We start from the raw sequence: 25900 nt of genomic DNA on the forward strand, positions 1-25900 counted from the left end.
CCCAGCCAATACCCCGAACCGTTCAGCCACGTGTTCACACCTGCAACTCCTCGGTGTGATGTTCATACCACCGGGGGCGGCAGGAGTCAGCCGTTTGACAGTGCGCGGTAGAGCAGATGCATGGCTACCGTCGTCGAGCGTTCCCGCACGTCGGCCCGCTCCCCCGGCAGTCGGGTCGTCCGCGTGATCTTGCGGCCGTCGCCCAGCGCCACGCAGAAGCACACGGTGCCCACCGGTTTGTCCGGGGTCCCGCCGCCGGGCCCGGCGATGCCGGTGATCGCCACCGCGGTGTCGGCGCCGAAGCGGCGCAGGGCGCCGGCGGCCATGGCCTCGGCGACCGGCTCGGACACCGCGCCGTGTTCGGCGATCAATGCCGCATCGACCCCGAGCAGTTCGACCTTCGCCTCGTTGGAATAGGACACGACCCCACCCGCCAGATAGCCCGAGGCGCCGGGCGGGTCGGCCAGGCGCCCCGCCAGCAGGCCGGCGGTGCAGGACTCGGCGGTCGCGATCTGTCTGCCGGCCAGTGCCGACGCCACCAGATCGTCGATCTGCAATCCGTCCTCGGAGAAGATCGCCCCGCCATGGCGCTCGCGCAACAGTTCCAGCAGCTGCCGGTAGGCCTCGGCCGCGTCCGGCTCGTAGCGCGTGACGATCTCCAGTTCGCCACGACGCAGGCAGGTGGTGATCTCCAACCGGTAGAAGCCGGGGATGGTTTCCTGGGCGTGCCGCAGGGTGTCGGCCAGGCCGGACTCCGGTAAGCCGAACATCCGGATCGTCTGCTGGGCGTAATGCGTGCGTCCGGCGATCGCCTGTTGGACTGCCGGGGTCGCTATCGCCTTGTGCCACATGGGTTGTAGCTCGCGCGGCGGCCCCGGCAGCACCATCACCGTCGGTGTGCCGGGAACCACCACGCCGGGCGCGGTGCCCACCGGGTCCAGGATCGTTGCCCCCTCCGGGACCATCGCCTGCTTTCGATTGGCCGCCCGGACCGTCGCGAAATCGGGGGCACCCGGACCGCTGTACCGCGCCATCATGGGCTTGATGATGTCGGCGATCCGGGCTTCCAGAACCTCGTCGAGCACGATGTCGCGGCCGCAGAACCTGGCCACCGTCTCGACCGTCAGGTCGTCGGCCGTCGGCCCCAGGCCGCCGCTGGTGATGATCAGGTCCACACCCTCGGCGGCCAGGAACCGCAGCTGGCTCTCGATGTCGGTGGGCCGGTCGCCGCAGATCGTGATGTGCGCCAACTCGACTCCCAATTCCAGGAGCCGGTCGGCCAGCCACGGTCCGTTACGGTCGGCCACCCGTCCGGTCAGTACCTCGGTACCGGTGACAACGATTCCTGCGCGTGCGCTCACCGGTCCGAGATTACGCAGTGCCTCAGGGCAGACCCGGAATCAGGACGACCTCCATGGGCGTCACCGGTGCGACCGGAGCCGTCGGCAGGTACCCGCTGGGCGCGAATGCCGTCGGTGCAGCCGCGACCGGTGTCGGGCCGAAGTTGGGCAGCGGGAAGGGCAGAACCGAACTCAGGCTCGCCGGCAGGTTCGAGATTCCGGGCAGGCCCGCGGCGGAGGTCGCCTGGCTGGCCGCGGTCGACGCGGTCGATGCCGGCGGCACGTTGAGGGTCGCGGTCGCCAGGGGCGCCTGGCCCGGTGCCGTGGGCGGGGCGAGCGTGGTGCCGCTGAGCGCCGATGTGGTGGTCTGCAGCAACTGCTGCGGGAGGCTGGTCGAGGTCGCGACCATCTGCTCGACCACCCCGGCCAGTCCCGGGTTGATCGGCACGGCGTCGGCGGTGGCGGTGGCGCTGGACGCCAGCGCTCCCAGGAACAGTCCCGCGGCGGCGCCGGCGGCGACGGTCAGGTACTTACGGACTCGTGACATGGCTTCTCCCCAATCCCGATTTACAAGGTCGGGACAGAAGTTAGCCGTGTGAAAAATGTTGCTCGTGTGACACGAGGGGCGTTTATGCAACCGATGCGAACCGGAGTCGCGGCGGTTACCCGGCCCGCGTCAGCGTCCCAGCCAGCTCCGGACCTTCGCCAGGTCGGTGGTGTGAACGAGCAGCACGGCGTCCTCGTAGTGGGACCCACCGTTGAGGATGTTGTCGTCGCGCCAGATGGCGTGGACGTGGTAGATGCCGCGGTTGTAGATATCGACCCGCTCGCGCCGGGTACGCCGCCAGCCTTGCTGTGCTGCCGTCTCCGACAGGGCTTCCCGCGCGTCGGTCGCGATGGTCTCACTGGTCATGGAGCCGACTCTCTTTTCGCATAGACCAACCACGCTATCAGCTGAGGTGCTCAGCATCGTTTTCCCACGGCGCCGGACCTGCCGGCCGGCCGGGGGCAGAACGTACCATCGACGGCGATGACCGCAGCAGCCAGCGATCTGGTCGCCGAAGTCGCCCGGGCCGAGCCGGGCGCCCGCGTCGGGGCGTTCTTCGACCTGGACGGCACGTTGGTGTCCGGATTCACCGCCACCGCCCATGCCGGCGACCGGATCCGCCGGCGCCAGGCCCGCGCCGGCGAGGTGCTCGGCGTCGTCGAGGCGGCTGTGCGCTACCGCCTGGGCCGCATGCAGTTCGAACGCCTGCTGGTACGGGCCGCAGGTTATCTGCGCGGCGAGTCCATCGACGAACTCAACGATGTCGGCGCCCGGCTCTTCGCCGACCACATCACCAGCCGCATCTACCCGCACATGCAGGAGGTCGTGCGGGCGCATCAGCTCCGCGGCCACACCGTCGTGCTGAGCTCCTCGGCCCTGACCATCCACGCCGAACCGGTGGCGCGGTTCCTGGAGATCGCCCATGTGCTGTGCAACCGGTTCGAGCTCGACGAACGGGGCCTGCTCACCGGTGACATCGTCAAACCCGTGGTCTGGGGCCCCCAGAAGGCGGCCACGGTGCAGTCGTTCTGCGCGGGAACCGGGATCGACCTGGCCCGGAGCTTCTTTTACGCCGACGGCGACGAGGACGCGGCGCTGATGTCGCTGGTGGGCCGCCCGCGGCCGGTCAATCCCCGTCCCCGGCTGGCCGCGCTGGCCACCGAACACGGCTGGCCGGTGCTGCGCATCCCCGGCCCGAGCCGCCCCGGCGGGCGCTCTGTGCTGCGCGCCGCCGGCTTCGGGGTCGCAGTCCTGCGCGCGCTCTCCCCGCGCTGAGCGGCCCGATGACCCGCGACACGATTGCCGGTAGTCTGAGGTTTCCCCAGCGCAGCTAGGCCCGACTGGCCCCGCGATGCCTGAATCTGATAGTTAATTAGAACACGTTTCACTTCGATCCCGCCCCCCTAAGGAGTAGGTAATGCACACTCCCCTCTGCGACGAACTCGGCATCGAGTTCCCGATCTTCGCTTTCACGCACTGTCGCGACGTTGTCGTGGCCGTGAGTAAGGCCGGTGGTTTCGGGGTGCTGGGCGCGGTGGGCTTCACGCCGGAGCAGCTGGAGATCGAGCTGAACTGGATCGATGAGAACATCGGCGACCACCCCTACGGCGTCGACATCGTCATCCCGAACAAGTACGAGGGCATGGACTCCGGCCAGTCGGCCGACGACCTGGCCGAATCGCTGCGCAAGCTGGTGCCCCAGCAGCACCTCGACTTCGGCAAGAAGCTTCTCGCCGACCACGGCGTGCCCGTCGAGAACGCCGACGAGGACAGCCTGCAGCTGCTGGGCTGGACCGAAGCCACCGCCACGCCCCAGGTCGAGGTCGCGCTGCAGCACCCCAAGGTGACGATGATCGCCAACGCGCTGGGCACTCCCCCGGCGGACATGATCAAGCACATCCACGAGTCGGGCCGCAAGGTCGCCGCGTTGTGCGGTTCGGCGTCGCAGGCCAAGAAGCACGCCGCGGCCGGTGTGGACATCATCATCGCCCAGGGCGGCGAGGCCGGCGGGCACTGCGGCGACGTGGGCTCGATTGTGCTGTGGCCCGAGGTCGTCAAGGCGGTCGCGCCGCTGCCCGTGCTCGCGGCGGGCGGCATCGGCAGCGGCCAGCAGATCGCTGCGGCCCTCGCGCTGGGGGCGCAGGGCGCGTGGACCGGCTCGCAGTGGCTGATGGTCGAGGAATCCTCGAACACCGAGGCCCAGCACGCGGCCTACATCAAGGCGGGCAGCCGCGACACCGTCCGCAGCCGGTCCTTCACCGGCAAGCCGGCCCGGATGCTGCGCAACTCCTGGACCGAGGCGTGGGAGGCTCCCGAGAACCCCAAGCCGCTGGGCATGCCGTTGCAGTACATGGTCTCCGGAATGGCCGTGCGCGCCACGAACAAGTACCCCAACGAGAGCGTCGACGTCGCGTTCAACCCGGTCGGCCAGGTCGTCGGTCAGTTCACCAAGGTGGAGAAGACCGCGACCGTCATCGAGCGGTGGGTCCAGGAGTACCTCGAGGCGACCAGCACTCTCGAAGCCCTCAACGAGGCGTCGGGCGCCTGACCGGGTCCGGCCCGGCAAGCAGAAACGGTTGCGCCGCAAGGGCGTAAAGGCCGAAAAGCACGAACGGCGCCAGCAGCGGTAGCCACGGCAGCCGCCACGGGAACACCGTCGCGACCAATCCCGCGACGGTGAACCCGAGGGCGAACGTCACCGTGGCCGGGGTCATCGGGGCGCGGTGGCGCAACATCAGGTAGCCCACCGCGCTCAGACCGGTGGCCGCCGCCCACACGCTGGGCGCATCGGTGATCGCGATCGCGGCGACGGCGAGCAGCACGGCACCTGTCGCCGCCGCACGCCACCGCAGGCCCAACACCACGGCGCCGGCCACCGGCAACACCGTGGCCGCCGCCATGCCGGACGCGCTCAACCCCGCCAGGGCGGCCATCGCCAGCCCGCACACGCAGGCCAGCACCGGCGGCGCCGGGCCGCCGGCCTCGCCGACGGGCGTCATCGCCGCACCGCCGCAGACCGGCGGTGCTGCGTCGCGAGCCGCATGGCCTGCTCCAGTGGCTCCTCCCGCGGCCAGGGGGCGACGTCGACGCCGATGGTGGCCATGTCCCGGTACATGGTGGTGCGCTGCAACGCCCAGATCCGGTCCACCAGGGGATCCAGTTCGTCCTCGAAGGGCGAGCCGGGCAGCACGTCCACCGCAAGGACGACGTGCCCGCGTTTGCGCAGATCGGTCAGCGCCAAAGCGAATTCGGTGTCGAGCAACGTGGAGAACGCGATGATCAGAGCACCCGCCGGCACCGCCGCCCGGGGTGCCAGCGTTCCGGTGGTCGACTCGACGCCGTCGCCGGCGCCCAGGACCGCGTCGACGATGCGATAGAACTGGCGCTGGCCGATCTCCGCCCCGGCCCAGCGGGGGTGCCGGCCGCCGAGGATAACGACCCCGGCACGGTCTCCGCTGCGCAGTGCGGTCTGGACCACCTGCGCAGCGCCCAGCACCGAGCGTTCGGTCGCCTCGGTCGCCGGCCCGGCGGGCTGGGGGTAGGAGTCGATCAGCACCACCACGTCCGCGCCGCGATCGGTCAGTCGCTGCGTCACATGCAGGCTGCCCCGGCGTGCGCTGACCGGCCAGTTCACCGAGCGCAGCGGGTCGCCGGGAACGTAGGCGCGGATATCGGCGTATTCCACGCCGCGGCCCGGGTGCCGGGTCAGGTGGGTCCCCACCCGGTCGAGGAGATCGCTGTGCGGAACCGGTGTGGGCTGCGGCGGCGCCGGCGGGAACACGGTGACCTCGGCGACGTCGACGGTCGCGGCGCCGGCCAGCAGCCCGCCCCGGCTCACCATCGACACCGTGGCGCGAATCGGATAGCGGCCCCAGCGTGCGGCCGTGGCCAGCACCGATATCCGGCACCCCGGCCCCGTCGTGGACACCGTGCTCGCCAGGGAGATCGCCGGATGCGCCGAGACCACCACGCGAAGCCACGTCGCCTCGGCGTCGGACGCGGTGGCCCCGAGGGTCAGTTCGACCGTTTCGTTCTCGAAGCAGCGGCGCGCCGGCGGCGTCGCATGGATGCGCACGACCGGAAGGGGCGGCTGTGCGTCCAGCGAGCACAACACCGCCAGCAACGGCGCGGCGAAGGCGATCAACTGCCAGCGTGCCGCACCCACCGCCGCCACCAGGGCCACCGCGGCAGCTGTCGCCAGCGCCGTGGCGAAAGGCGATGCCCGCCAGCGCAACGCGGCATCCACCACACGCACCTCGGGATCGTTCGTCACGACGGCGCAGCCTCCGGGGTCCGTGGCACCGGGAGCCGCCGCAGCAGGTCCTCCACCACGTCGGTCCCCTGGACGCGGCGCACCCACATCTCCGGCCGCAGCGTGATCCGGTGTGCGATCGCCGAGGTGGCCAACGCCTTGACGTCCTCGGGAATCACGTAATCGCGGCCGAGCAGCAGGGCACGTGCCCGGGCCAGCTGAACCAGATCGAGCTCCGACCGCGGGCTGGCGCCCACCGCCACCTGCGGATGACGCCGGGTTCCCGTGGCCAGCGCAACCACGTAGCGCAGCACGTCGTCATGCACACTGACCTGCTCCACCGATTCGCGCATCGCCACCAGCTCGTCGGCGTCGACGACCTTGCGCACCGTCGGCAGGGCGGCTCCGCGGTCCAGGCGCCGGCGCAGCATGGCCGCCTCCCCCTGCTCGGACAGGTAGCCCAGGTGCAGTCTGATCGCGAACCGGTCCAGCTGCGCCTCCGGCAACGGGTAGGTGCCCTCGTACTCGATCGGGTTGTCGGTGGCCAGCACGATGAACGGCGTCGGCAACCGGTGCGTGGTGCCGTCGATGCTGACCTGGCCTTCGGCCATGGCCTCCAGCAGTGCCGCCTGGGTCTTGGGTGGCGTCCGGTTGATCTCGTCGGCCAGCACCAGATTGGTGAAGATAGGGCCGCGCCGGAATTCAAAACGGCCCGTGGACATCTCGTAGACGGTGGTGCCGAGCAGGTCGGCGGGCAACAGGTCGGGGGTGAACTGCACCCGAATGAAGTCCAGCCCGAGTGCGGCCGCGAACGACCGGGCGATCAGCGTTTTGCCCAGGCCCGGCAGGTCCTCGATGAGCACATGACCACCGGCCAGCACCGTGGTCAGGATGAGCGACAGCGCCGAGCGCTTGCCCACCACCACGCGTTCGATCTCATCGAGCACCGCGGTGCAGCGCTGCCCCGTGGTGGCCGCGGCACCCGACAGCCCGGTGCTCACCCCTGCTCCAGCCGGCACAGGATCTCCTCCAGGACGGCACGGCCGGGGCCGGGGCCCGCGTCGGCCCTCGGGGCGACGTTGCTGGGATCGACCCAGGGCCACAACTGTGCACCGAACAGCAGCCCCCCGGTGGCCGCGAACGCCACGGGGTCTTTGAGTCTGCCCTGCCCACTGGAGATCTCGAAGCGCCGGGCCAGGATCGGTCGCCAGCGCCGGTCCCAGTCGGCCCTCGTCGACTCCGCCCAGCGGATTCTGGCCTCGGTACCCGAGCGCCACCGTCGCAGTGCCTCGCCGGGCTCGTCGATGGCAGTCGGCGGCGCCTCCGCGGGCGAGCCGCCCTCGATCAGCCGACGCCGGGCCCCACCCATCAGCAGTGCTGCCGCCAGCGCCGCCGCCCACAGCACAAACTGATGCCGATGGGTCATCAAGGCCACCACCTCAGCGCCGGCGATCAGCGGGAATCCTTGCAGAAAAAGCATTTTCATCTCGGCCTCCGCAGTTCTTCGAGAACCATCCGCAACGCGTCGACGGCGTCGGCGCGGTGTTGCTCGGTCATCTGGTGCGCACTGAAACGCGCCTCGGCGAACAACGCCACCAGCCGGGCGGCGTTGTCCGGCGCCAAGGCATGGTGGGCGACGGCACGAGCGAGCACTTCAGTAGGTGTGTCGAACGCTCGGGGGGCGATATCGGGATCGGCACCGAGGTGGCGTTCCATCTCCGTGTAGCAGGCGATGATCGCCGCCCGCGGCTCTCGGCTGGGGTCGATGATGCGCGCCAGGCCGAGTTCGGCTGCACGCACCAGTGTTTCGCCGGTGCTCGCAGCGCTCCCCACCGTCGCAAGCACCGTGCTCTGCGGTGGCGCAGCGGGGCGGGGGCGGTTGCGTGTGGCGACCACCGCGGCGGCGACCAGGGCCGGCACCAGGGTCAGCAGGGCCAGCAGATAGGCGCTTCTACCGCCCGGCGGTCCGCCCGATGCCGGCCGGTGCGCCGGCGGCGGATCGCTCGGCGAGCTCGAGGCGGCGTCGCCCGCCCCGGCGACCTCCACCGGAATCCCGATGTGGTGCCCCGCTCCGAATTTGGCCAGAACCACCAGCGTCAGCAGCCACAGCGCCAGCGCCGCCACGACCAGCAGCACCGCCCGCCAGACCGGACCCCGCCCCCCCACGAAGGCCAGCGGTACCGGACCGGCAGCGCCGGGCTGAGAGCGCCGGTGACGCGTCCGGTGCACGATGGCGAGCACGATGACGGCGCCGGATACCGCCAGCAGGCCCGCCAGGACGATCGCCTCCACCGCGCCCGCGGATTCGGCCCGCCGCGGTCCGCGCTCGGCGCCCGGTAGGTAGCCACGGGTGGTCGCCCCCGCCGCGAGCAGCAACACAGTCAGGGCGATCACCCGCACGGTCGTCCTGTCGGCCCTTGCGGCGACACCAGTCACCTGGGTCGCCCGCCGTTGCCGCGGCATTCCCCATACTGGCACGCCCGGGCAGGCCCCGGCCAGGACGCCGCGAAGGACCGCAACCGGCGGCCCGGACTGCGCGTCGCTGCGCAGCGCTCAGGAGGACTCCTCGTCGTGACCGCCGAACTGCTTGCGCATCGCCGAGAGCACCTTGGCGCCGAACTCGAACAGCTGGCGCGAGGAGAATCGCGCGTAGAGCGCGGTGGTCAGCACCGGCGCGGGCACTGACTCATCGATCGCGGCGATGACGGTCCAGCGGCCCTCGCCCGAATCGGACACCCGGCCGGCGAACTCCGCCAGATCCGGTGATGTATGCAAGGCGTCGGCAGTCAGGTCCAGCAGCCACGAACCGATCACGCTGCCCCGGCGCCACACTTCGGTGACCTGCTCGATGTCGATGTCGTAGCGGTAGAACTCCGGATTGGCCAGCGGCGCGGTCTCGGCGTCACCGGGTTGGTTCTGCGCGCCGATGTCGGCGTGGTGCAAGATGTTCAGTCCCTCGGCGATCGAGGCCATCATCCCGTACTCGATGCCGTTGTGCACCATCTTCACAAAGTGCCCCGCCCCCGTCGGGCCGCAGTACAGGTAGCCGTTCTCCGCCTGGGTGACCGGCCCGTGGCGCCCGGGTGTGCGCGGGGCGCAGTCCACTCCCGGTGCCACCGTGGCGAAGATCGGCTCGGCGTGGTCGAACGCGGCTCGATCTCCACCGATCATCAGACAGTAGCCGCGCTCGCGGCCCCACACGCCGCCGCTGGTGCCGCAGTCCAGCAGGCGAATTCCCTTGGCGGCCAAAGTCTTTGCGTGCGAGATATCGTCGCGGTAATAGGTGTTGCCACCGTCGATCACGACGTCACCGTCCGTCAGCAGACCGGTCAGCTCGTCGATGACACCCGTGGTGATCGCACCGGCGGGCACCATGACCCACACCACCCGTGGGGCCGGCAACTGTGCGGCGAGTTCGGCCAGGGAGTGCACCCCGGTGGTGTTGGGTTCGTCGGCCAGGGCACGGACCGCGTCCGGGTTGTGGTCGTAGACGACGCATTGGTGGCCGCCGTCGACCATTCGCCGGACCAGGTTGGCGCCCATCCGGCCCAGGCCGATCATCCCCAGCCGCATGGTGCGCTGGTGCCTACCGGCTGTCATCCCATCGAAGCTAGCCGCCCAGTCTGGGCGGAAGCTGATCGGCGGATGCGCCGGGTTCGGTCAGCCGACCGGGGCGATTCCCGGCGGGAAGTAGGGGCCGATGCCGCCGGTGTAGATCCCGGGCTGCCAGCCGCGTGCCCCCAGGCACAGCAACGGCAACCCATCGGGCGACTGCGCCGCCGACTGCGGGTTGGGGCAGGGCGAACCGATCTCCTGCACCCCGTAGAGCGGGTAGGAGATCTGCCAGAAGCCGGTGTCCTTGGGCGGCCACTGGTTGGCGATGAAGTGGCATGCCAAGGCTTGACCGTTGGGGCCGTGCCCGTAGATGAAGCGCTCCCAGCTGAAGCACGCGTCACCCTGCCGCTGCCCCTCGGCCATGCCCGGTACGTCGCCGGGGTAGGCCACCGCGTCCGGTGCGGCGCCGACGGCGACCACTCCCGCAGCTCCCGCCAGGAGAGCAGCTGCAGCTAGTTCACGAATCATTGTTCGCCCTCAGTCCGTCGATCCAGGCCGGTGTTCCTCGCGTGAGAGCCTAACGGGTGAGCGTCGCACCCCATCAGGAATCCGTCCGGAAGCCCTCAGGCCCGGGCGCTAAAGTGCCGCGGATGACCGCAACACAGTGGCAGCTCGACGCATCGGACGGCCAGCTGCTGGTCCACACCGACGTTGCGGGCCGGGCGTCCAAGATGGGACACCGGCTCACCATCGCCATGGAGCGCTGGCAGGCGAGCGTGTCGTGGTCCGGCGAGTCGCCCACCGGCGTGGATCTGGTTGTCGAGGTGGATTCGCTGCGGGTGTTGCAGGGCGCAGGCGGCGTGACGCCGCTGACCCCGCCGGAGAAGACGCTGATCCGCAGTAATGCGCTCAAGTGCCTGTCCGCCGACAAACACCGGCAGATCCGATTCGTCTGCGATGACGTCGAACCGGCCGGCGACGGCTACCGGCTGTCCGGGACGCTGGAGATCAACGGGCGGCGCAAGCCGCACGTCGTCGCTGTCCGGGTGGCCCCTGAGGACGGTTCCTGGCAGGTGAGCGGCGACACCAAGGTGCGCCACAGCGACTTCGGGGTGCGGCGCTATTCGATGTTGATGGGGGCCATGCAGGTCGCCGACGAGGTGACGGTGTCCCTGTCGGTGAGCATCGCCGACCCGACGCATCGAGGGTGACTCAGCGCCCGGATGGGCCGAAGACGTGGTCCCGAACGCGCTCCAGCAGGGTCGGGACGCCCCCGGGCTCCGACAGGTCCGGACCGATCTCCGAGGCGTCCCACAGCGAACCGAACTCCGCGTCCTCGGTCTCGACCGGTGCGGCCGGTGGGGGTGGCAGCGCCGGGATCGCCGCCGGCGCCGGGGCGGGCACGATGACGCGGGCCACCGTCGCACGCTGGGGCGCCGGCAGATCCGGCGCTGACCTGTCGGGGCCCAGTTGCAGGCTCAGGGCGGCCGCCAGCGATGCCACCAGGGTCACCGTTCCCACCGCAAGCATCAGCAGGGCTGCTGCGTAGGACAGCGAGCGGGGCCGGCGCCCGCGCAGGGATCCGGCCGTCACTCCGGCGGCCGGAGCGCCCAGCGGAGTCGAGGCCAATTCGGTGTGCGGGGCCAAGGCCTGCGCCGCGCCACGCGCCAGCGCCTGAATCGCGCCGCCCTGAACGAAAACCGGCATCCCGAGGTGGGACTCCAAGCGCCGCCCCAGCCGGTCCATACCCCGCACCGATCCGGCGACCATCAGCGTCTCCGGCCGCTGACCGTCTGAGGCCAGCCTCTCCCCCAGCCAGCCGGCGACCTGGTCGAAGTCGGTGACCGCATGCGAGTCGACCACCGGGTCCGGGGCTCCCGGACGCGCGGGCAGGACCAAGGTGGCCAACCCGGGTTCGACGACGCAGACCGCAGCCGCCTCCAGGTCGCCGGCCAGCGAGGCAGCCGCCAGGCCGTAGCGCACCGGCACCACGTGATCGCAACCGGCGTCGGCAAGCGACTCCAGCAGTAGCGCCGCGGCGACGGCCGCCTCGTCACTCCAGGTGACCGCCACGCCGCGCAGGCGATCGCCGCGGGCGGCCAGCATGGTCCGTACCCGGGCGGCCACCGCCGACGCCTGTGCGGCAAGGTCGACCGGGTCCGGACCGGCATCGCCCCCGTCGACCCAGACCTCTTCACCGATCCCCGGGCGGTGCGAGCCCGCGGCCGTGACCCAGCCGATAGTCGACGGGGTGACCGCCAGCCCCAGTACGGTGTCCAAAATCGCGCGCCCCAATCGGTCCCGACCTGCGCTGTCACGGCCGCTGCCGGAGCCCCTCGCCGCGCCCACGGGCGGGACCGGCTCGGCGGCAACAGCGGACAGTCGACTGCTCAGTGCAGTGTTTTTCTCGGCTTATCGGAGGGCAGCCTACGCGTGTCGTGCTGCATGTTCTAGCCGGGTACCGGCCCAAAATCGGGTATGCTATGGAGCGAGTCGATCCCGGGAACGGCCGCTTGAGTTGCGAAATGCGGCCGTTGCTGCATGTGAAGGACCGATCCGAAGTGGTGGCGCACAGCGTCGCGATCGTGAGAGTGACCGTTCCACAGTGAGACGACAAGGGGCAGGAATGACAGACGTGACCAAGGGATTGCGCTGGGCACGCCGACTTTTGGTCGGCGCGGTAGCTGCCGCAGCGTTGCCGGGCCTGATCGGCCTGACCGGTGGCGAGGCAACCGCATCGGCGTTCTCGAGGCCGGGTCTGCCGGTCGAGTACCTGCAGGTGCCTTCGGCGGGAATGGGCCGTGACATCAAGGTCCAGTTCCAGCCGGGCGGTTCGGGCTCACCGGGCCTGTACCTGCTCGACGGCATGCGAGCCCAAGACGATTACAACGGCTGGGACATCAACACCCCCGCGTTCGAGTGGTACTACCAGTCGGGCATCTCGGTGATCATGCCGGTCGGCGGTCAGTCCAGCTTCTACAGCGACTGGTATCGCCCGGCGTGCGGCAAGGCGGGCTGCTCCACCTACAAGTGGGAGACCTTCCTGACCAGCGAGCTGCCGGCCTACCTGGCCTCGGAGTACGGCGTGAGCCAGAGCCGTAACGCCGCGGTCGGTCTGTCGATGGCCGGTGCGTCCGCGATGACCCTGGCGATCTACCACCCCAACCAGTTCGTCTACGCCGGTTCCCTGTCGGGTTACATCAACCCGTCCGATGGCAAGAGCTGGATCGGGCTGGCCATGGGTGACGCGGGCGGCTTCAAGAAGGAAGACATGTGGGGCCCCGACGAGGACCCGGCATGGCTGCGCAACGACCCGACCGTCAACGTCGGCAGGCTGGTGGCCAACAACACCCGCCTGTGGGTCTACTGCGGAAACGGCCGCCCGAACGAGTTGGGCGGCGACAACCTGCCCGCCACGTTCCTGGAGGGCAACTTCATGATCGGGCAGAACAAGAAGTTCCAGGAGCTCTACACCGCGGCCGGCGGCAACAACGCAATCTTCAACTTCCCGGACTATGGCACCCACAGCTGGGAATACTGGGGCCAGCAGCTGCAGGCCATGAAGCCCGACCTGCAGAGCCACCTGGGCGCCAGCGGCGGCGGCAGCTAGCAGCTGTCCATCGCGGCGGTCTTACCACTGGGTCCCATCCGATTTCGGATGGGACCCAGTGCTTTTCCCGCAAGGGTTACCCCAGCCCGCCGGACATGATTGGATGGGGCGCATGCAGGGTTCTGCGACAGTTCATATGGCTGCCCCGGCTGAACGGATCTGGGAGCTGGTGGCCGACGTCCGCAACATCGGCAAGTTCTCCCCGGAGACCTTCGAGGCCGAATGGCTCGACGGTGCCGACGGCCCCGCGGTGGGCGCCCGTTTTCGCGGCCACGTCCGGCGCAACGGGATAGGTCCGGTGTACTGGACGACCTGCCGGGTCACCGAGTGCGAGCCCAACCGGGTGTTCGGGTTCGCGGTGCTCGCCGGTGACCGTGCGGTGAACCGCTGGCGCTACGAGCTCATCCCCACCGCCGACGGCACCGACGTCACCGAGTCATTCCGGTTGGCCGATTCCTTGCTCACCACCGTCTACTACTGGCTGTTCGGCGGTTTCCTCAGGCAGCGCAACAACATTCGCGACATGCGGCGCACGCTGGAGCGCATCCGCGACGTCGCCGAACAGCCCTAGCGGTCTCAGTCCAGACTCTCCGGGTCGGCCAGCGGCAACACCAGAAACGACGGCGTGGGCCCGCCCTGGTGCACCTGGTAGAGACCACCGGCCAGTGCGCGCCGGGTGGGCACGTTGGGGACCAGGTGCGGAAAGTCGTAGGTGGTCAATGTCAGCCGCAGCCGGTGCCCCGGTGTGATCAGGGCCGCGGTCGGGAAGATCTCGATGTCGTAGCGGGTCAGCTGTCCGGGGTCCACCGGCGCCACCGCGTCCCGGGTGCTGATGTGATGCGGGCGCAGCACCGTGCCGTCCGGCAGATACCAGGTGCGGGCGGGGTCCAATTTCCGGTGTGAGCCCAGCAGCGCTCCCATGGTCAGCGGCCGGCATGCGCCCTCCGGCGCGACGTCGTCGAGGTGGGCGACCCACAGCGTCTCGGTGGTGTCGGCCGTCGCCTGCACACTAAGTGTGATCGGCCCGGCCAGCAGCGTCGGCGAGTCGAAGGGCTCCGTCGTGTAGGTCAACGCGCCCCGGTGCAACCGGCTGTTGTCCTGGTCGTAGCGGGTGCGGCCGCCCGCCGATGCGGTGACGTAGCTGTTGAGTCCCAGCGACCACTGTTCGAGGCTGCGTCCCGACACCGGGCCGCGCGAACGGTAGGTCAGCTTGGCCACGGTTTGCTCGGCCGGGGCGTCGTCGGCCAGCCGGCCGTCATGGGCCAGGTAGAGCCGCCTCGGTTCCGCTTCGGGAATCGGGTATTGGCCGGTGTGATACCACCGGCGGTCGCCGATCGCCTGGAAGGTGAACGGTGATCCCGAGATGGCCGCCGTCTCATCGTCTTTCAGCCAGTAGTCGAACCAGCGCAGCTGCAGATCCTGCATCTGCAGACCATCGAAATCCGACACGTGATACCACGGCCCCATCAGCAGCCGGATCCGGTCGACGGTCGGCTGGCCGGGCTCCATCGGAGCGCTCGCGGGGCGACCGACGCTGGAGTTCTGCAGCGCGGCGTAATTCAGCGGCGCACCCCGCTGGAAGGCATCATGCCAGCCGCCCACCAGAAAGACCGCGACGTTGTTGGCGGCGATCGCGGGCAGTAGCGGGTCGGACCGCATCCGGTCCCACACCGGTCCGTCGTAGGCGGCCTCGCCGCCGGCACTCACGTCGGCGATCAACGGCCAGAAGTAATTTCGCTGGTCTTTGCCACGCTGCCGCACGGCGGCGAGCCCGCCGGCACGAGGCCGCTCGTGCCCACCTCGTGCGAGGAATTCCAGTGTCGGATTGATGACGTTGAGCATCGAGTACACCGCGCCGTAGCCGCGCACCGCCGGCATGTGGGTCGCGCCGCCCATCGTCGCGACGTCCCGGTAGAAGTCGTTGGCGGCCATCACCGGGAAGATCGCCTTGAGCGGCGAGTCCGGGCCCACGGAGGCCGCGGTGAACAGCTGGTTGATCGCCAGGTAGGAAATACCGAACATGCCGACTCGGCCGTTGGAGTTCGGCAGCTTCGCCGCCCAGGCGACCAGCTCGGCCCCGTCTCGGGCCTGGTCGGGACCGAACATCTCGAACGATCCGCCGGATACCCCGGTGCCGCGGACGTCGACCATCACCTCGATATAGCCCCGCCGGATCAGGCGCGGGGTCGGTCCCCCGCCGATCTGGGCCGCCGGCGGCGGGGCCAGCTTGCCGTACGGGGTCAGCGACAGCAGCACCGGAAACGGCCCGGGGGCGGGCTGTCCCGTCTCGGGCACGGTGGGGTAATGCACGTCAGCCCGCAGCACCACGCCATCGCTCATCTCCACGGCCAGATTGCGCCGCACACCGACGCCATATTCGGCGGGACGCGGAGTCCACTCGGGACTCAACGGCGAGGAGCTGTACTTACGCTTCCTGGGCGCAGCGGCCCGGCGCGCCGCGATTCCCGCAGCCCCGACCGCGGCGACAGCGGCCAACGCCAATCCTGCCTGGCGTGACCGTCCCGGGCGCCTCAAGCCCGGCTCGGCAGCGTCAGCGTGCACGCCTGCCCGATATCGAGGGTGCGCAGCAGCCGGCCCATGCCCAGCCACAGCGCACACGACAGCGCAAGGTCGGCGAGCAGCTCGTCGCTCAGGTGCTCGGCGCACCGCGACCAGAACTCTTCGTCGTCGCGCAGGCCGGTGTGGTCTGTGGCGAACCGGTGGGCGAACTCGGCGGCGATCCGCTCCTGGGGGCTGAACCCCTCCCAGGTGCGCCACTGGGCCGCGTGCTCGTAGAGATCCTCGCTGACCCCGGCCGCGGGGCCGTCGGCGTCACGGGTGTTTTCGCAGACCGTGCACTCGTTGTCCAAGGCGATCACTATCCGGGCCAACTCCCGGGTGCGCAGCGGCAGCCGGCCGCGAGAGTAGACCGCCGTGCTGAAACCGCCGATTCCCGCGGCCAGTTCGGGCGACTTGACCATCCAGCCCATCACGTCGTCTGGGGCGAAATCCCCGATTCGGCTCATACCTTGGGATACTAGCGGGTCGCCGGTGCGCCGAGGCCGCTAAAACGTCCTGTCCCCGAGGACCTCACGAGGGCGGGCGGGAGACACACTGCGCGGAGTACAGCGCCTCGCCGAGCTTGTCCATCAGCTCCAGCTGGGTTTCCAGATAGTCGATGTGGGACTCCTCGTCGGCGAGGATGGTCTCCAGGATCTGGGCGGTGGTGCTGTCCTGCTTCTCCCGGCACATGACGATGCCCGGCCGCAACCGATTGAGCACGTCGATCTCCAGCGCCAGGTCGCTCTCGAACTGCTCGCGCAGCGTCTGGCCGATACGCAGCGAGCCGATGCGCTGATAGTTCGGCAGGCCGCCGAGCACCAGGATCCGGTCGGTGACCGACTCGGCGTGGCGCATCTCCTCCATCGACTCTTCGCGGGTGTGGCCGGCCAGCTCGGTGAAACCCCAGTTGTCCTGCATCTTGGCGTGCAGGAAGTACTGGTTGATCGCGGTGAGTTCGCTGGTCAGCTGCTCATTGAGCAGTCTGAGAACTTCGGGGTCGCCTTGCATGATCTCTCCTCTGCCATGAAGAACCTCGCCGGTTTCGGCCGCGACGGAGGGGGCTTGGGTCATCGCCGCAACGCGCACATTCAATCTAATGCAGACGGTGCGCCGCAGGGGCATGTTTACCCGCGTCCGGGCGCGTCTCATCGCCGCACCACCTGGGCGCCGTCGGGGCGAACTCTTGGTCATCGCCGGTTAACCGACTCGTGCAAGGTGCGCTTTACTTAGGTTAGACTCTACTAACATCGGGCTCGCTTCGCCCGATAATCGCGCAAACAGTCGACGATGGACATGAGGTGATGACGCTGCTGGAATTCGAGGGTGCAGCGCGTGCACAGCAACGGCTCGACCACCCGGACAAGACCGCGATCGATCCGCCGGCGCCGGCCGGCGAGGGCCGGTAGGGCGAGCGCATGTACGTATGCCTGTGTGTCGGAGCCACCAATCAGATGGTGTCGGACGCCGTCGCCGCCGGGGCGTCGACGTCGAAAGAGGTAGCCGCGATGTGCGGCGCGGGAGCCGACTGCGGCCGGTGCCGCTGCACCGTTCGCGGCATCATCCAGGCGGCCCTGGCCGCTGCCGACCAGGATGCGTTGCGCGGCCTCGCGCTGGACATCAGCCCCGTGGGATCACGCTGAGCCGCCGCCCCGCCGGCCGCTGAATTCGGCCAGCGCGTCGGCGTTGGCCTGGCCACCCAGCAGTTCGGCGAAGAACCCGTTCTCGCGTTCGACAGCCTCCAGCGTTGCGGCCCGGGCCGGCTCGACCATCGCCGCCTTGACCGCCATCAGACTTGAAATGGGCCGGGACGAAAGCACTTCGGCGTGCCTGCGGGCCTGCACCAGAAGGTCGTCCGGTTCGCACACGGCAAAGACCAAGCCCATCCGCCGCGCCTCGTCGGCGTTGATCCACTCCGAGGACATCAGCAGCCAGGCCGCGTTCTGCCTGCCGATCAGCTGCGGGAGCAGATACGACGAGCCGGCCTCGGGGGCCACGCCCAGACTGGTGAACGGGCACTTCAGTCGTGCTGTCGAGGACATGAACGCCAGGTCCGCGTAGCCCAAGATGGTGGCTCCGATGCCCAGACCGAGGCCGTTCACCGCACAGATCAGCGGCTTGGGGAACCGCCCCAGCGCCGCGATGAGACCGCGGAAACCGTGCTTGCCCGGCACGAAGTCCGGGTCGGTGACCATCGCCTGCATCTCGGCAAGGTCGGTCCCGGCGCTGAACGCCCGCCCGGCACCGGTGATCAGCACCACCGCCACCTCGGGATCGTCCGCGGCGGCCAGCAACGCCTCGGCGGTGGCGTCGTAGAGCGCCTCGTTGAACGCATTGAGCGCCTCGGGACGATTCAGCGTCAGGGTGCGTACCCGGTTCTGGTCTTCGATCGTCAGGATCACCCGTGCAGCCTAAACGGCCCGTGCCCGCCACTGCGCTCAGAGCAGATCGACCCGATGACCGGCCGCCACCACCTTGCCGATGATGCCTGCCAGTCGCCGATAGGACTCTTCGCGACCACTGGAGGAACGAAAGACCAGCCCGATGCGCCTGCCGGGCTGCGGCGGCGCGAAATGGGCCAGCGCCAGGCCGTTGCGTTCGGCCTCCACCGCCACCGCCGTCTGCGGGATCAGGGTCACCCCCAGCCCGCCGTTCACGCACTGGACGGCGGTGGCCAGCGATGCCGCGCGCGTGGTCGCCAATTCCGCGCGCACCCCGGCGTTGCGGCAGATCTCCAGCGTCTGGTCCCGCAGGCAGTGGCCCTCGTCGAGCAACAACAGCGGCAGGTCGGCCAGCGCGGCCGGCGGCAGTCGGCGCTTGCCGGCCAGCGCATGCCCCGGCGGCAGCGCCAACACGAAATCCTCGTCGTATATCGGGATTTCGGTCATTGCGGGCACCTCGGCCGGCAACGCCATCACGGCCGCGTCGACGGCACCCTCGCGTAGCCCGGTGAGCAGTCGCTCGGTCTGATCTTCGATCACCCGCAGGTTGAGCTCCGGCAGTTCCTCGGCCAGGCCGGCCAGCACCGCGGGCAGCACGTACGGCGCCACCGTGGGGATCAGGCCCAGCCGGACCGCGCCCTGCAAGGGGTCGGCCACCCCGGCGGCCGCCGCGGAGAACTGTGCCGCCGCGTCGAGCACCGCATGAGCGTGCGGCAGCAGCTGCTGCCCCTCGGCGGTCAGGAAAACCCGCCGGGTGGAGCGCTCGATGAGTTGCACCCCCAACCCGGCCTCCAGCGACGACAGGGCCTGCGAGAGGGTGGACTGGCTCAGGCCCAGCCCGGCCGCCGCGAGGCTGAAGTGGTGCTTCTCGGCCACGGCGGCGAAGGCCCGCAGGCCCGCCAGCGTGGGCTGATAGCTTGCATCGGTCATGCCGATAATTATAGTGCGTAGTATCACCTTTCATTTTTAATTTGAATCGGGCACCATGGAGCATGCGGGCGCCCACCGCGCCCCGACGGCACATATCTCACACAAAGGAGTGTCATGGCACTGTTGACTATCGGCGACCAGTTCCCGGCCTACAAGGTGACCGCCCTGATCGGGGGCGACCTGTCGAAGGTGAACGGGCCCGATGAGCTCTTCACCACCATCACCAGCGACGACTACGCCGGCAAGTGGCGCGTGGTGTTCTTCTGGCCCAAGGACTTCACCTTCATTTGCCCCACCGAGATCGCGGCGTTCGGCAAGTTGAACGACGAGTTCGCCGACCGCGACGCCCAGGTTCTCGGCGTCTCGACCGACAACGAGTTCGTGCACTACAACTGGCGCGTCACGCACGAGGACCTTAAGACGCTGCCGTTCCCGATGCTGTCGGACCTCAACCGCGACCTGGTACGGGAGACCGGCGTGCTCAACTCCGACGGGGTCGCCGACCGGGCCACCTTCATCATCGACCCCAACAACGAGATTCAGTTCGTCTCGGTGACGGCGGGATCGGTGGGCCGCAACGTCGACGAGGTGCTGCGGGTGCTCGACGCCCTGCAGTCCGACGAGCTGTGCGCGTGCAACTGGAAGAAGGGCGACGCGACGCTGAACGTCGGCGAGCTGCTCAAAGAATCTCTGTGATCGGAGCCGGATGAATCGCGCTCGCGGTGATGTCGGGCGCCAGGATGAGGAGGAACAGCGCCAATGAGTATTGAGAATCTCAAGAACGCGATCCCGGAGTACGCCAAGGACCTCAAGCTCAACCTGGGTTCGATCGCCCGCAGCACTGTCCTGAACGAGGAGCAGCTCTGGGGCAGTCTGCTCGCCAGTGCCGCGGCCACGCGCAACGCCACGGTGCTGGCCGAGATCGGTGCCGAGGCCGCCGACAACTTGTCGGCGGAGGCCTACCAGGCCGCCCTGGGCGCCGCCTCGATCATGGGTATGAACAACGTGTTCTACCGTGGGCGGCACTTCCTGGACGGCAGCTATGACGACCTCCGGCCCGGGTTGCGGATGAACATCATCGGCAACCCGGGGGTCGACAAGGCGAACTTCGAGCTGTGGAGTTTCGCGGTCTCGGCGATCAACGGCTGCCAGGCGTGCGTTGCCTCCCACGAGCAGGTCGTGCGAGAGGCGGGCATCGGACGCGAAGCGGTACTGGAAGCGCTCAAGGTCGCCTCGATCGTGGCCGGAGTGGGGCAGGCGGTCTTTGCCGCCGCCGCCGACCCGGCCGCCTCGCCGGCGGGCTGATGCCGATCGGCGCGCGCCGGGTAAGCACCCGGCGCGCGCCGTAGGCCTCAGCTGTCCAGCCGCGCCAACCGTTCCACCGTCACCGGGTCCTCCTGCCCGGCGAAATAGCGGTCCAGCACCGCGTGAACCTCGCTGCACGCGCACCTGCCGACGTGCCCTCCGCCCGCGCAGGCCCGGCCGAACAACGTCATCGACGACCGAAGCTTGAGATCGTCGGGCCGGCCCAGAATCTCCTCGATGGACTCACCGCGCACCGCGCCGATCAGGCCCGCACATTCCTGCAGGCGCGGCCCGAGCACGTCGTGAGCCAGGTAGGCCCGTGCCTCGGCCGCCGACCCGATCCCGTAGCGCCGCGCCATCGCGCTGGTGCCCAATCCCGCCAACTGCGGAAACACGAACCACATCCAGTGGCTGCGTTTGCGGCCGGCGCGCAGTTCGGTGAGCACGGTGTCGTACACCCCGGCCTGCGCGTCGACGAAACGCTGTAGCCCGAAGGTGTCGGCCATGCCCCAACCGTGGCACAGTTCGAGTGCGGCAGTAAAGGAGTCAGCGATGTCGGCGACACAGCGGCGGTTCCCCAGAATAGGCGAGCTCGCCCCCCTGATCCGATTGCGCAGACCGCGGTTGAACCGCACCGCGCGCCGCCTCGAGCGTGCGCTGACCGTCGAGGACCTGCGGGACCTCGCCAAGCGGCGCACACCGCGGGCGGCTTTCGACTACACCGACGGCGCCGCCGAAGACGAGATCTCGTTGGGCCGCGCCCGACAGGCCTTCCGCGACATCGAGTTCCATCCCGCCATCCTGCGCGACGTCACCAGCGTCGACACCACCGCCAGCGTGCTGGGGGCGTCGGTCGCGTTGCCGTTCGCGATCGCACCCACCGGCTTCACCCGGCTCATGCACACCGCGGGCGAACTGGCCGGTGCCCGCGCGGCCGCTGCCGCGGGCATCCCGTTCTCGCTGTCCACCCTCGGCACGGCCTCCATCGAGGACGTCGCGCAGGCCGCCCCGACAGCGCGCCGCTGGTTTCAGCTGTACATGTGGCACGACCGCGATCGGTCGATGGCGCTGCTGCGCCGCGCCGCCGACGCGGGCTACGACACCCTGATGGTGACGGTCGACTGCCCGGTCGCGGGGGCACGCCGGCGCGACACGCGCAACGGCATGTCGATTCCCCCGGCGCTGACGCCGCGGACCGTCGCCGACGCCGCCCTGCATCCGGCCTGGTGGTTCGACCTGTTCACCACCGAGCCGCTGTCCTTCGCCTCGCTGGACCGATGGTCGGGCACCGTCGCGCAGTACATGGACTCGATGTTCGACCCGAGCGTGACCTTCGACGACCTGGCGTGGATCAAATCCCAATGGCCGGGCCGATTCGTCGTCAAAGGCATTCAGACCGTCGCCGACGCCCGCACCGTGGTCGATGTGGGCGCAGACGGCATCGTGCTGTCCAACCACGGCGGCCGCCAGCTCGACCGGGCACCCGTGCCGTTTCACCTGCTGCCCGAGGTGGCCCGCGACGTCGGACGTGACACCGAGATCCTGCTGGACACCGGCATCATGAGCGGCGCCGACATCGTCGCGGCGGTCGCACTGGGCGCACGGTGCACCCTGATCGGCCGGGCCTACCTCTATGGCCTGATGGCCGGCGGACAGGCCGGCGTGCACCGGGTGATCGACATCCTGGCCGAACAGATCCGGCGCACCATGCGACTGCTCGGCGTCCGCGATCTGGCGGAGTTGTCCCCGCAGCACGTGACCCAGCTGCAACGGCTGGTACCCCGCCGGTAACGCCGCCGGGCCGCCCTTCAGAACGCGGGGGCTCGCATGACCAGCGCGGCGATCATGTCGGTCAGCACACCCGCCTCGCCGGCGATGTGCGACCCGCAGGCCTTGACGTCGATCACCGTGTCCGCCAACGCATTGAGCACCCGCTGGCAGCTGTAGCCCCCGGAGTCCAGGGTGTAGGTCTGCGACATCCGCGGCGCATCGCCGACCTCGTCGCCGATGGTCCAGGTGTAGGTGTTGTTGTCGGGGTAGGTCACGGCGACCGTCTGGCCCACACAGGACCGCCACCTGGCCAGCGATTCCTCGGCGAACGCCGCCGCCCGGCCGGACTTCGACGCGAACACCACGATGTCCTGGTCGACGAAGTTCCGGCCGTTGACCCCAGCCCGTTGCAGCCCGCCGGGTTCCTCGAGCACCTTCCACGCCGCCCGCTGCGGCTCACTGCCCTGGTAGACCTCTTCCAGACCCGGGTACAGCACGCCCAGGCACTGTGGCGCCGTCGCCGTGATCGCTCCCCTGGGCTTGAGGGATTCCAGATCGGCCTCCACCGTCTGCATCCCCGGCGTGGCCATCGCGGCCCGCACATCCTCGTCGGCGGCCAGGGGCGCAGCGGCCTGCTCCGGCCCGGTGCGGGTGAGTCCGAACGCCAGCCCACCCGCGGCCACCACCGCCACGGCCGCGCCCGCCACCAGAACCTTCTTGGCCGACCAGCGCCCCCGTCGCCGTCCGGGCTCCTCAGAATCCGCACCGCCGCCCCCGGCGGGAGGATCCGGCGGGGCCGGCCGGGCGACCACGGGCCGCGGGCCGGTCACGGGTGCCGCCGCCATCCCCACCGTCTCGGCGGTGAAGCTCGGCTCGTTGGCGGCCAGCACGGCATCGACATCGGCGCGGGTGCGCACGGTGACGTCCGGCCGGTCCCGCAACCGGCACAGCAGCGCGAGGATGTCATTGCGGACGGTCGGGTCGTGACAGTCCTCGTCGAGCCGCGACCGCAGTTCCAGAACGAGTTCGGCCTGCTTGCGGTAGCTCAGCTCGGGTCCGGACAGTTCCGAGGAGAGCCGCATGAGGTAGGCGAAGGGCACCACCGGTTCCTCCGGCAGCGGCCGGGGCAGCGGGACGGCCCGCCGCGACAGGCTTCGCAGCGCGGCGGTCAATCGGGTGTTGGCGGCGATGTTGCGGGTTCGGTAGTCGATGATCTGGGTCGCGGCGACGGGGGTGACCCGCACACTGTCGACCGGCCCGATCTGCACCGGCAGAACCGGCCGGTACAGGGCGCGCGCGTAGGCCAACTCCGCCTGACAGGGCTTGGACCGCAACGAATTATTGGACAACGCGACAATAAACACCGAACAGCAGCGGATCCGGTCCAGGATCGTCTGCCACCACGCCTCGCCGCCACCCAGCTCTTCGTCCAGCCACACCCGCTGGCCGGCGCTGCGCAGGTCACAGACCAGCGGATCGACCAACTCGCGATCCTGGCTGGCGTAACTGACAAACAGCATGGTCCTCTCCGGGGCTGGTAGGCACAGCGCCGAATCACCGCGGCAGACGCCCAAGACATGACCAAAGTCCCATGTCGGAAGTCCCGCTTCGGGGTTAGTGTACGAGGATTCGGGGTTAGTGTACGAGGAACAGTGCGCTTTCGCGATGGGCCGACCGACCTGGGAGGAGGCGCGGGAGGAGACGAGCCAGATGGCAAGTCCTGGCGCACAACCCGCTCGGCCGGTCGAACCGCGGCGCGATATGCCGCCAGAAACGCTGCCGCACAAGCTGTTGACCGGTTTGACCGACCCGCATTGGTACTGGCTGTTGATCCCGGCCGGCATCGCTGCGTTTGCCTTGGGGCTGTGGGGCTATGGATCCTATGGCGGCGGCGAGCATTCCCCCTCCGACGTCGTCTACGGCGCGGTCAAACTGTTCTTCCTGCACGCGGCTCCGCAGCCGGAGAGCCACGTCGGCCCGGCGCTGGACATCGCCCGCTTCCTCGCACCCGTGGTTGCCGGATGGGCCGCGCTCATCGCGGTGGTCTCGCTGTTTCGGGACCGGGTGCAGCAGTTGCTGATTCCGTTCAGGCATGGGCATGTGGTGGTCTGCGGTCTCGGTTATGCCGGGTTCGAGTTCGTCCGCAAGCTGCGTGCCGCGGGCTATCGGGCGGTCGTGATCGAATCCGACGAGACCAACCCGCGCATCCCGCTCTGCCGCAACTGGGGGTTCCCCGTGGTGATCGGAGACGCACAGCTCGGGCCGACACTCGAATCAGCCGGACTGCGGCGCGCCGCCCGGCTGCTCGCGGTGACCTCGGACAGCGTGGTCAACACCGAAATCGTCCTGCTCGCGGGCCGATTGGCCAAGGACACGGCGAAGAAGAAGGCGCACATGTTCGGCGGGCGCTCACGCGCACACCAGCTGCGCTGCCTGGCGCGCATCGAGCACCCCGGGCTGTCGGTGCTGTTGCGGCTCGCGGAGTCCAATCGCGGCGACGAGCAGTCAATCGTCGACTTCTTCAACATCGACTCCCTCGGCGCTCGCCTGCTGCTGGCCCAGCATCCGCTGCGGACCGCGCAACCGCCCCACATCGTGGTCGCCCACCTCGGCGGTGTGGGCGCCGGATTGGTGTTCCAGGCCGCCCGCCACTGGCACGACACACGCGCCGACAACCAGCCACTGCGCGTGACGGTGCTCGACGACCACGCCGCCGACACGGTGGCCAAGCTGACAGCGGACTACCCGGCACTGGACGAGGTCTGCGAATTCCGTTGCAGCACTGCATCGGTGCGCGATATCGAGCGGCTGACCCAAGACGCGTCCTACCCGGTGACCCAAGCGTATGTGACCGGTTACCACGACGAACGCAACGTCGAGTCGGCTTTGAACCTGCGCCGTGCCCTCGACAGCACCGTGCCGGTGGTCACGGTCATCTCGCGCGCCTACGGTGTCGCCGAACTTCTCGAGGAGCAGGCGGCCCTGGGCGGCGCCGCGATCTCGGTGTTCCGGACCCTGCGGGAGACCTGCAGCGTAGAGCTGATCGAAGGCGGGTCGCTGGAGACCGTTGCCCAAGAAATCCACCGCCGCTACTGCCTGATGCAGCCCGCGGGCGCACCGGCGCCACCAGCCTGGCCGGAATTGCCGGATCCACTCAAGGACTCCAGTCGTGCTCAGGCCCGGCACATCGGGGTGAAGTTGCGCAGCATCGGGTGCGTCATCGCCCCGCTGCGCAACTGGCACGCCAAGGACTTCCAGTTCACCGACGACGAAGTGGACACACTCGGCACCATGGAACACGACCGCTGGATGCAGGAGAAGCTCGCCGCCGGCTGGACTCTGGGCGCCGAGGACCCCTTACGCAGGAAAGACCCGCATCTGGTGCCGATGGCGCAGCTGCCGCCCGATATCGCCGAGGTGGACCGGATTTTCGTGCGGGCCATCCCGGAGATGCTGGCAGCCGTCGGGCTGGAGGTCGTCGACGTGACGCAATCGGCTGGGCGGTATCCGGCGCGCAGTCTGTCCGGCCAGTAACGGCCGTCTTCTCCGCCGCCGGGCCCAGGGGGTCCCGCCGGGTTTCTGGGGTCTCGA

At 69.4% G+C, this 25900-nt stretch carries 28 protein-coding genes; 10 read left to right on the forward strand and 18 right to left on the reverse strand.

From position 1 onward, the window contains the following. Nucleotides 1–86: 86 nt before the first annotated feature. From AWC02_RS13095 to AWC02_RS13105, 3 genes are all read right to left on the reverse strand, one after another. On the reverse strand, nt 87–1361 hold the full coding sequence (locus AWC02_RS13095) for a competence/damage-inducible protein A (RefSeq protein WP_085129184.1): 1275 nt from the start codon (nt 1359–1361) through the stop codon (nt 87–89). 22 nt (nt 1362–1383) lie between these two features. After that, nucleotides 1384–1887 carry a hypothetical protein gene (locus tag AWC02_RS13100; RefSeq protein ID WP_085129185.1) on the reverse strand — a complete coding sequence of 168 codons (504 nt, stop codon included), beginning with the start codon at nt 1885–1887 and terminating at the stop codon, nt 1384–1386. Between the two features lie 129 nt (nt 1888–2016). Continuing rightward, on the reverse strand, nt 2017–2253 hold the full coding sequence (locus tag AWC02_RS13105; protein WP_085129186.1) for a hypothetical protein: 237 nt from the start codon (nt 2251–2253) through the stop codon (nt 2017–2019). Between the two features lie 117 nt (nt 2254–2370). On the opposite strand from AWC02_RS13105, the gene AWC02_RS13110 reads away from it, so the two are divergent. Continuing rightward, nucleotides 2371–3162, forward strand: coding sequence for an HAD family hydrolase (locus AWC02_RS13110; protein WP_085129187.1), 792 nt, complete (start codon nt 2371–2373; stop codon nt 3160–3162). A gap of 142 nt (nt 3163–3304) precedes the next feature. Then, the gene (locus AWC02_RS13115; protein WP_085129188.1) at nt 3305–4435 is read left to right on the forward strand and encodes a nitronate monooxygenase; all 1131 of its coding nucleotides are present in this window, start codon (nt 3305–3307) and stop codon (nt 4433–4435) included. Here AWC02_RS13115 and AWC02_RS13120 read toward each other — a convergent pair. The 7 genes from AWC02_RS13120 to AWC02_RS13150 form a co-directional block, all read right to left on the reverse strand. Next, on the reverse strand, nt 4413–4886 hold the full coding sequence (locus AWC02_RS13120; RefSeq protein ID WP_085129189.1) for a hypothetical protein: 474 nt from the start codon (nt 4884–4886) through the stop codon (nt 4413–4415). The two genes, AWC02_RS13115 and AWC02_RS13120, sit on opposite strands and share 23 nt — an antisense overlap. Beyond that, on the reverse strand, nt 4883–6160 hold the full coding sequence (locus AWC02_RS13125) for a DUF58 domain-containing protein (protein ID WP_085129190.1): 1278 nt from the start codon (nt 6158–6160) through the stop codon (nt 4883–4885). The genes AWC02_RS13120 and AWC02_RS13125 overlap by 4 nt, the downstream gene beginning before the upstream one ends. Beyond that, nucleotides 6157–7128, reverse strand: a complete 972-nt coding sequence (locus AWC02_RS13130; RefSeq protein ID WP_085129264.1) for an AAA family ATPase — start codon at nt 7126–7128, stop codon at nt 6157–6159. Before AWC02_RS13130 ends, AWC02_RS13125 begins: the two co-directional genes overlap by 4 nt. An 8-nt stretch (nt 7129–7136) precedes the next feature. After that, nucleotides 7137–7625, reverse strand: coding sequence for a hypothetical protein (locus tag AWC02_RS13135; protein ID WP_085129191.1), 489 nt, complete (start codon nt 7623–7625; stop codon nt 7137–7139). Continuing rightward, nucleotides 7622–8533 carry a DUF4129 domain-containing protein gene (locus AWC02_RS13140; protein ID WP_237160461.1) on the reverse strand — a complete coding sequence of 304 codons (912 nt, stop codon included), beginning with the start codon at nt 8531–8533 and terminating at the stop codon, nt 7622–7624. The genes AWC02_RS13135 and AWC02_RS13140 overlap by 4 nt, the downstream gene beginning before the upstream one ends. 159 nt (nt 8534–8692) lie before the next feature. Continuing rightward, on the reverse strand, nt 8693–9712 hold the full coding sequence (gene gnd, locus AWC02_RS13145; RefSeq protein WP_085129193.1) for a phosphogluconate dehydrogenase (NAD(+)-dependent, decarboxylating): 1020 nt from the start codon (nt 9710–9712) through the stop codon (nt 8693–8695). Between the two features lie 87 nt (nt 9713–9799). Continuing rightward, a complete protein-coding gene (locus tag AWC02_RS13150) occupies nt 9800–10222 on the reverse strand; it encodes a hypothetical protein (protein WP_046317755.1) in 423 nt (140 codons plus the stop codon). Nucleotides 10223–10344: 122 nt separating this feature from the next. Here AWC02_RS13150 and AWC02_RS13155 point away from each other — a divergent pair, with 122 nt between their 5' ends. Continuing rightward, entirely contained in the window at nt 10345–10905 is a 561-nt protein-coding gene (locus AWC02_RS13155) for a YceI family protein (RefSeq protein WP_085129194.1), read from the forward strand. Nucleotide 10906: 1 nt separating this feature from the next. Here AWC02_RS13155 and AWC02_RS13160 read toward each other — a convergent pair whose 3' ends face one another. Further along, nucleotides 10907–11974 (reverse strand): DUF7159 family protein, encoded by a 1068-nt coding sequence (locus AWC02_RS13160; RefSeq protein ID WP_085129195.1) that lies wholly within the window; start codon nt 11972–11974, stop codon nt 10907–10909. A 346-nt stretch (nt 11975–12320) separates the two neighbouring features. Here AWC02_RS13160 and AWC02_RS13165 point away from each other — a divergent pair, with 346 nt between their 5' ends. Beyond that, on the forward strand, nt 12321–13304 hold the full coding sequence (locus AWC02_RS13165) for an esterase family protein (RefSeq protein WP_085129196.1): 984 nt from the start codon (nt 12321–12323) through the stop codon (nt 13302–13304). Nucleotides 13305–13416: 112 nt separating this feature from the next. Further along, entirely contained in the window at nt 13417–13875 is a 459-nt protein-coding gene (locus AWC02_RS13170; protein ID WP_419179253.1) for an SRPBCC family protein, read from the forward strand. A gap of 5 nt (nt 13876–13880) precedes the next feature. Here AWC02_RS13170 and AWC02_RS13175 read toward each other — a convergent pair whose 3' ends face one another. The 3 genes from AWC02_RS13175 to bfr all read right to left on the reverse strand — a co-directional run bounded on the left by AWC02_RS13175 (nt 13881) and on the right by bfr (nt 16874). Beyond that, nucleotides 13881–15644, reverse strand: coding sequence for a CocE/NonD family hydrolase (locus AWC02_RS13175; protein WP_085129265.1), 1764 nt, complete (start codon nt 15642–15644; stop codon nt 13881–13883). A 191-nt stretch (nt 15645–15835) separates the two neighbouring features. Then, complete coding sequence (locus AWC02_RS13180) at nt 15836–16330, reverse strand: carboxymuconolactone decarboxylase family protein (RefSeq protein WP_085129198.1); 495 nt, start codon at nt 16328–16330, stop codon at nt 15836–15838. Nucleotides 16331–16394: 64 nt separating this feature from the next. Next, nucleotides 16395–16874: a bacterioferritin gene (gene bfr / locus AWC02_RS13185; RefSeq protein WP_085129266.1), complete on the reverse strand. Its 480-nt coding sequence runs from the start codon at nt 16872–16874 to the stop codon at nt 16395–16397. Between the two features lie 407 nt (nt 16875–17281). On the opposite strand from bfr, the gene AWC02_RS13190 reads away from it, so the two are divergent. Then, complete coding sequence (locus AWC02_RS13190) at nt 17282–17506, forward strand: (2Fe-2S)-binding protein (protein WP_085129199.1); 225 nt, start codon at nt 17282–17284, stop codon at nt 17504–17506. Here the strand turns inward: AWC02_RS13190 and AWC02_RS13195 are convergent. Continuing rightward, on the reverse strand, nt 17498–18265 hold the full coding sequence (locus tag AWC02_RS13195; protein ID WP_085129200.1) for an enoyl-CoA hydratase/isomerase family protein: 768 nt from the start codon (nt 18263–18265) through the stop codon (nt 17498–17500). The two genes, AWC02_RS13190 and AWC02_RS13195, sit on opposite strands and share 9 nt — an antisense overlap. A gap of 36 nt (nt 18266–18301) precedes the next feature. Next, the gene (locus AWC02_RS13200) at nt 18302–19234 is read right to left on the reverse strand and encodes a hydrogen peroxide-inducible genes activator (protein ID WP_085129201.1); all 933 of its coding nucleotides are present in this window, start codon (nt 19232–19234) and stop codon (nt 18302–18304) included. 114 nt (nt 19235–19348) lie between these two features. Here AWC02_RS13200 and AWC02_RS13205 point away from each other — a divergent pair, with 114 nt between their 5' ends. Together AWC02_RS13205 and AWC02_RS13210 are read left to right on the forward strand one after the other, a co-directional pair. Continuing rightward, the gene (locus AWC02_RS13205) at nt 19349–19930 is read left to right on the forward strand and encodes a peroxiredoxin (protein WP_085129202.1); all 582 of its coding nucleotides are present in this window, start codon (nt 19349–19351) and stop codon (nt 19928–19930) included. A 63-nt stretch (nt 19931–19993) separates the two neighbouring features. After that, nucleotides 19994–20539, forward strand: a complete 546-nt coding sequence (locus AWC02_RS13210) for an alkyl hydroperoxide reductase (RefSeq protein ID WP_085129203.1) — start codon at nt 19994–19996, stop codon at nt 20537–20539. A 47-nt stretch (nt 20540–20586) separates the two neighbouring features. Here AWC02_RS13210 and AWC02_RS13215 read toward each other — a convergent pair whose 3' ends face one another. Then, nucleotides 20587–21045 (reverse strand): DUF1810 domain-containing protein, encoded by a 459-nt coding sequence (locus AWC02_RS13215; RefSeq protein ID WP_085129204.1) that lies wholly within the window; start codon nt 21043–21045, stop codon nt 20587–20589. Nucleotides 21046–21091: 46 nt separating this feature from the next. On the opposite strand from AWC02_RS13215, the gene AWC02_RS13220 reads away from it, so the two are divergent. Beyond that, nucleotides 21092–22330 (forward strand): alpha-hydroxy acid oxidase, encoded by a 1239-nt coding sequence (locus tag AWC02_RS13220; protein WP_109560999.1) that lies wholly within the window; start codon nt 21092–21094, stop codon nt 22328–22330. Between the two features lie 17 nt (nt 22331–22347). On the opposite strand, the gene AWC02_RS21660 is transcribed toward AWC02_RS13220, so the two are convergent. Further along, the gene (locus tag AWC02_RS21660; RefSeq protein ID WP_085129205.1) at nt 22348–23829 is read right to left on the reverse strand and encodes a sensor domain-containing protein; all 1482 of its coding nucleotides are present in this window, start codon (nt 23827–23829) and stop codon (nt 22348–22350) included. A 280-nt stretch (nt 23830–24109) separates the two neighbouring features. Between AWC02_RS21660 and AWC02_RS13230 the strand changes: the two genes are divergently transcribed. Next, on the forward strand, nt 24110–25843 hold the full coding sequence (locus AWC02_RS13230; protein WP_237160462.1) for an NAD-binding protein: 1734 nt from the start codon (nt 24110–24112) through the stop codon (nt 25841–25843). Nucleotides 25844–25900: the final 57 nt, after the last annotated feature.

The organism is Mycolicibacter engbaekii (assembly GCF_002101585.1).
Classification (GTDB): Bacteria; Actinomycetota; Actinomycetes; order Mycobacteriales; family Mycobacteriaceae; genus Mycobacterium; species Mycobacterium engbaekii.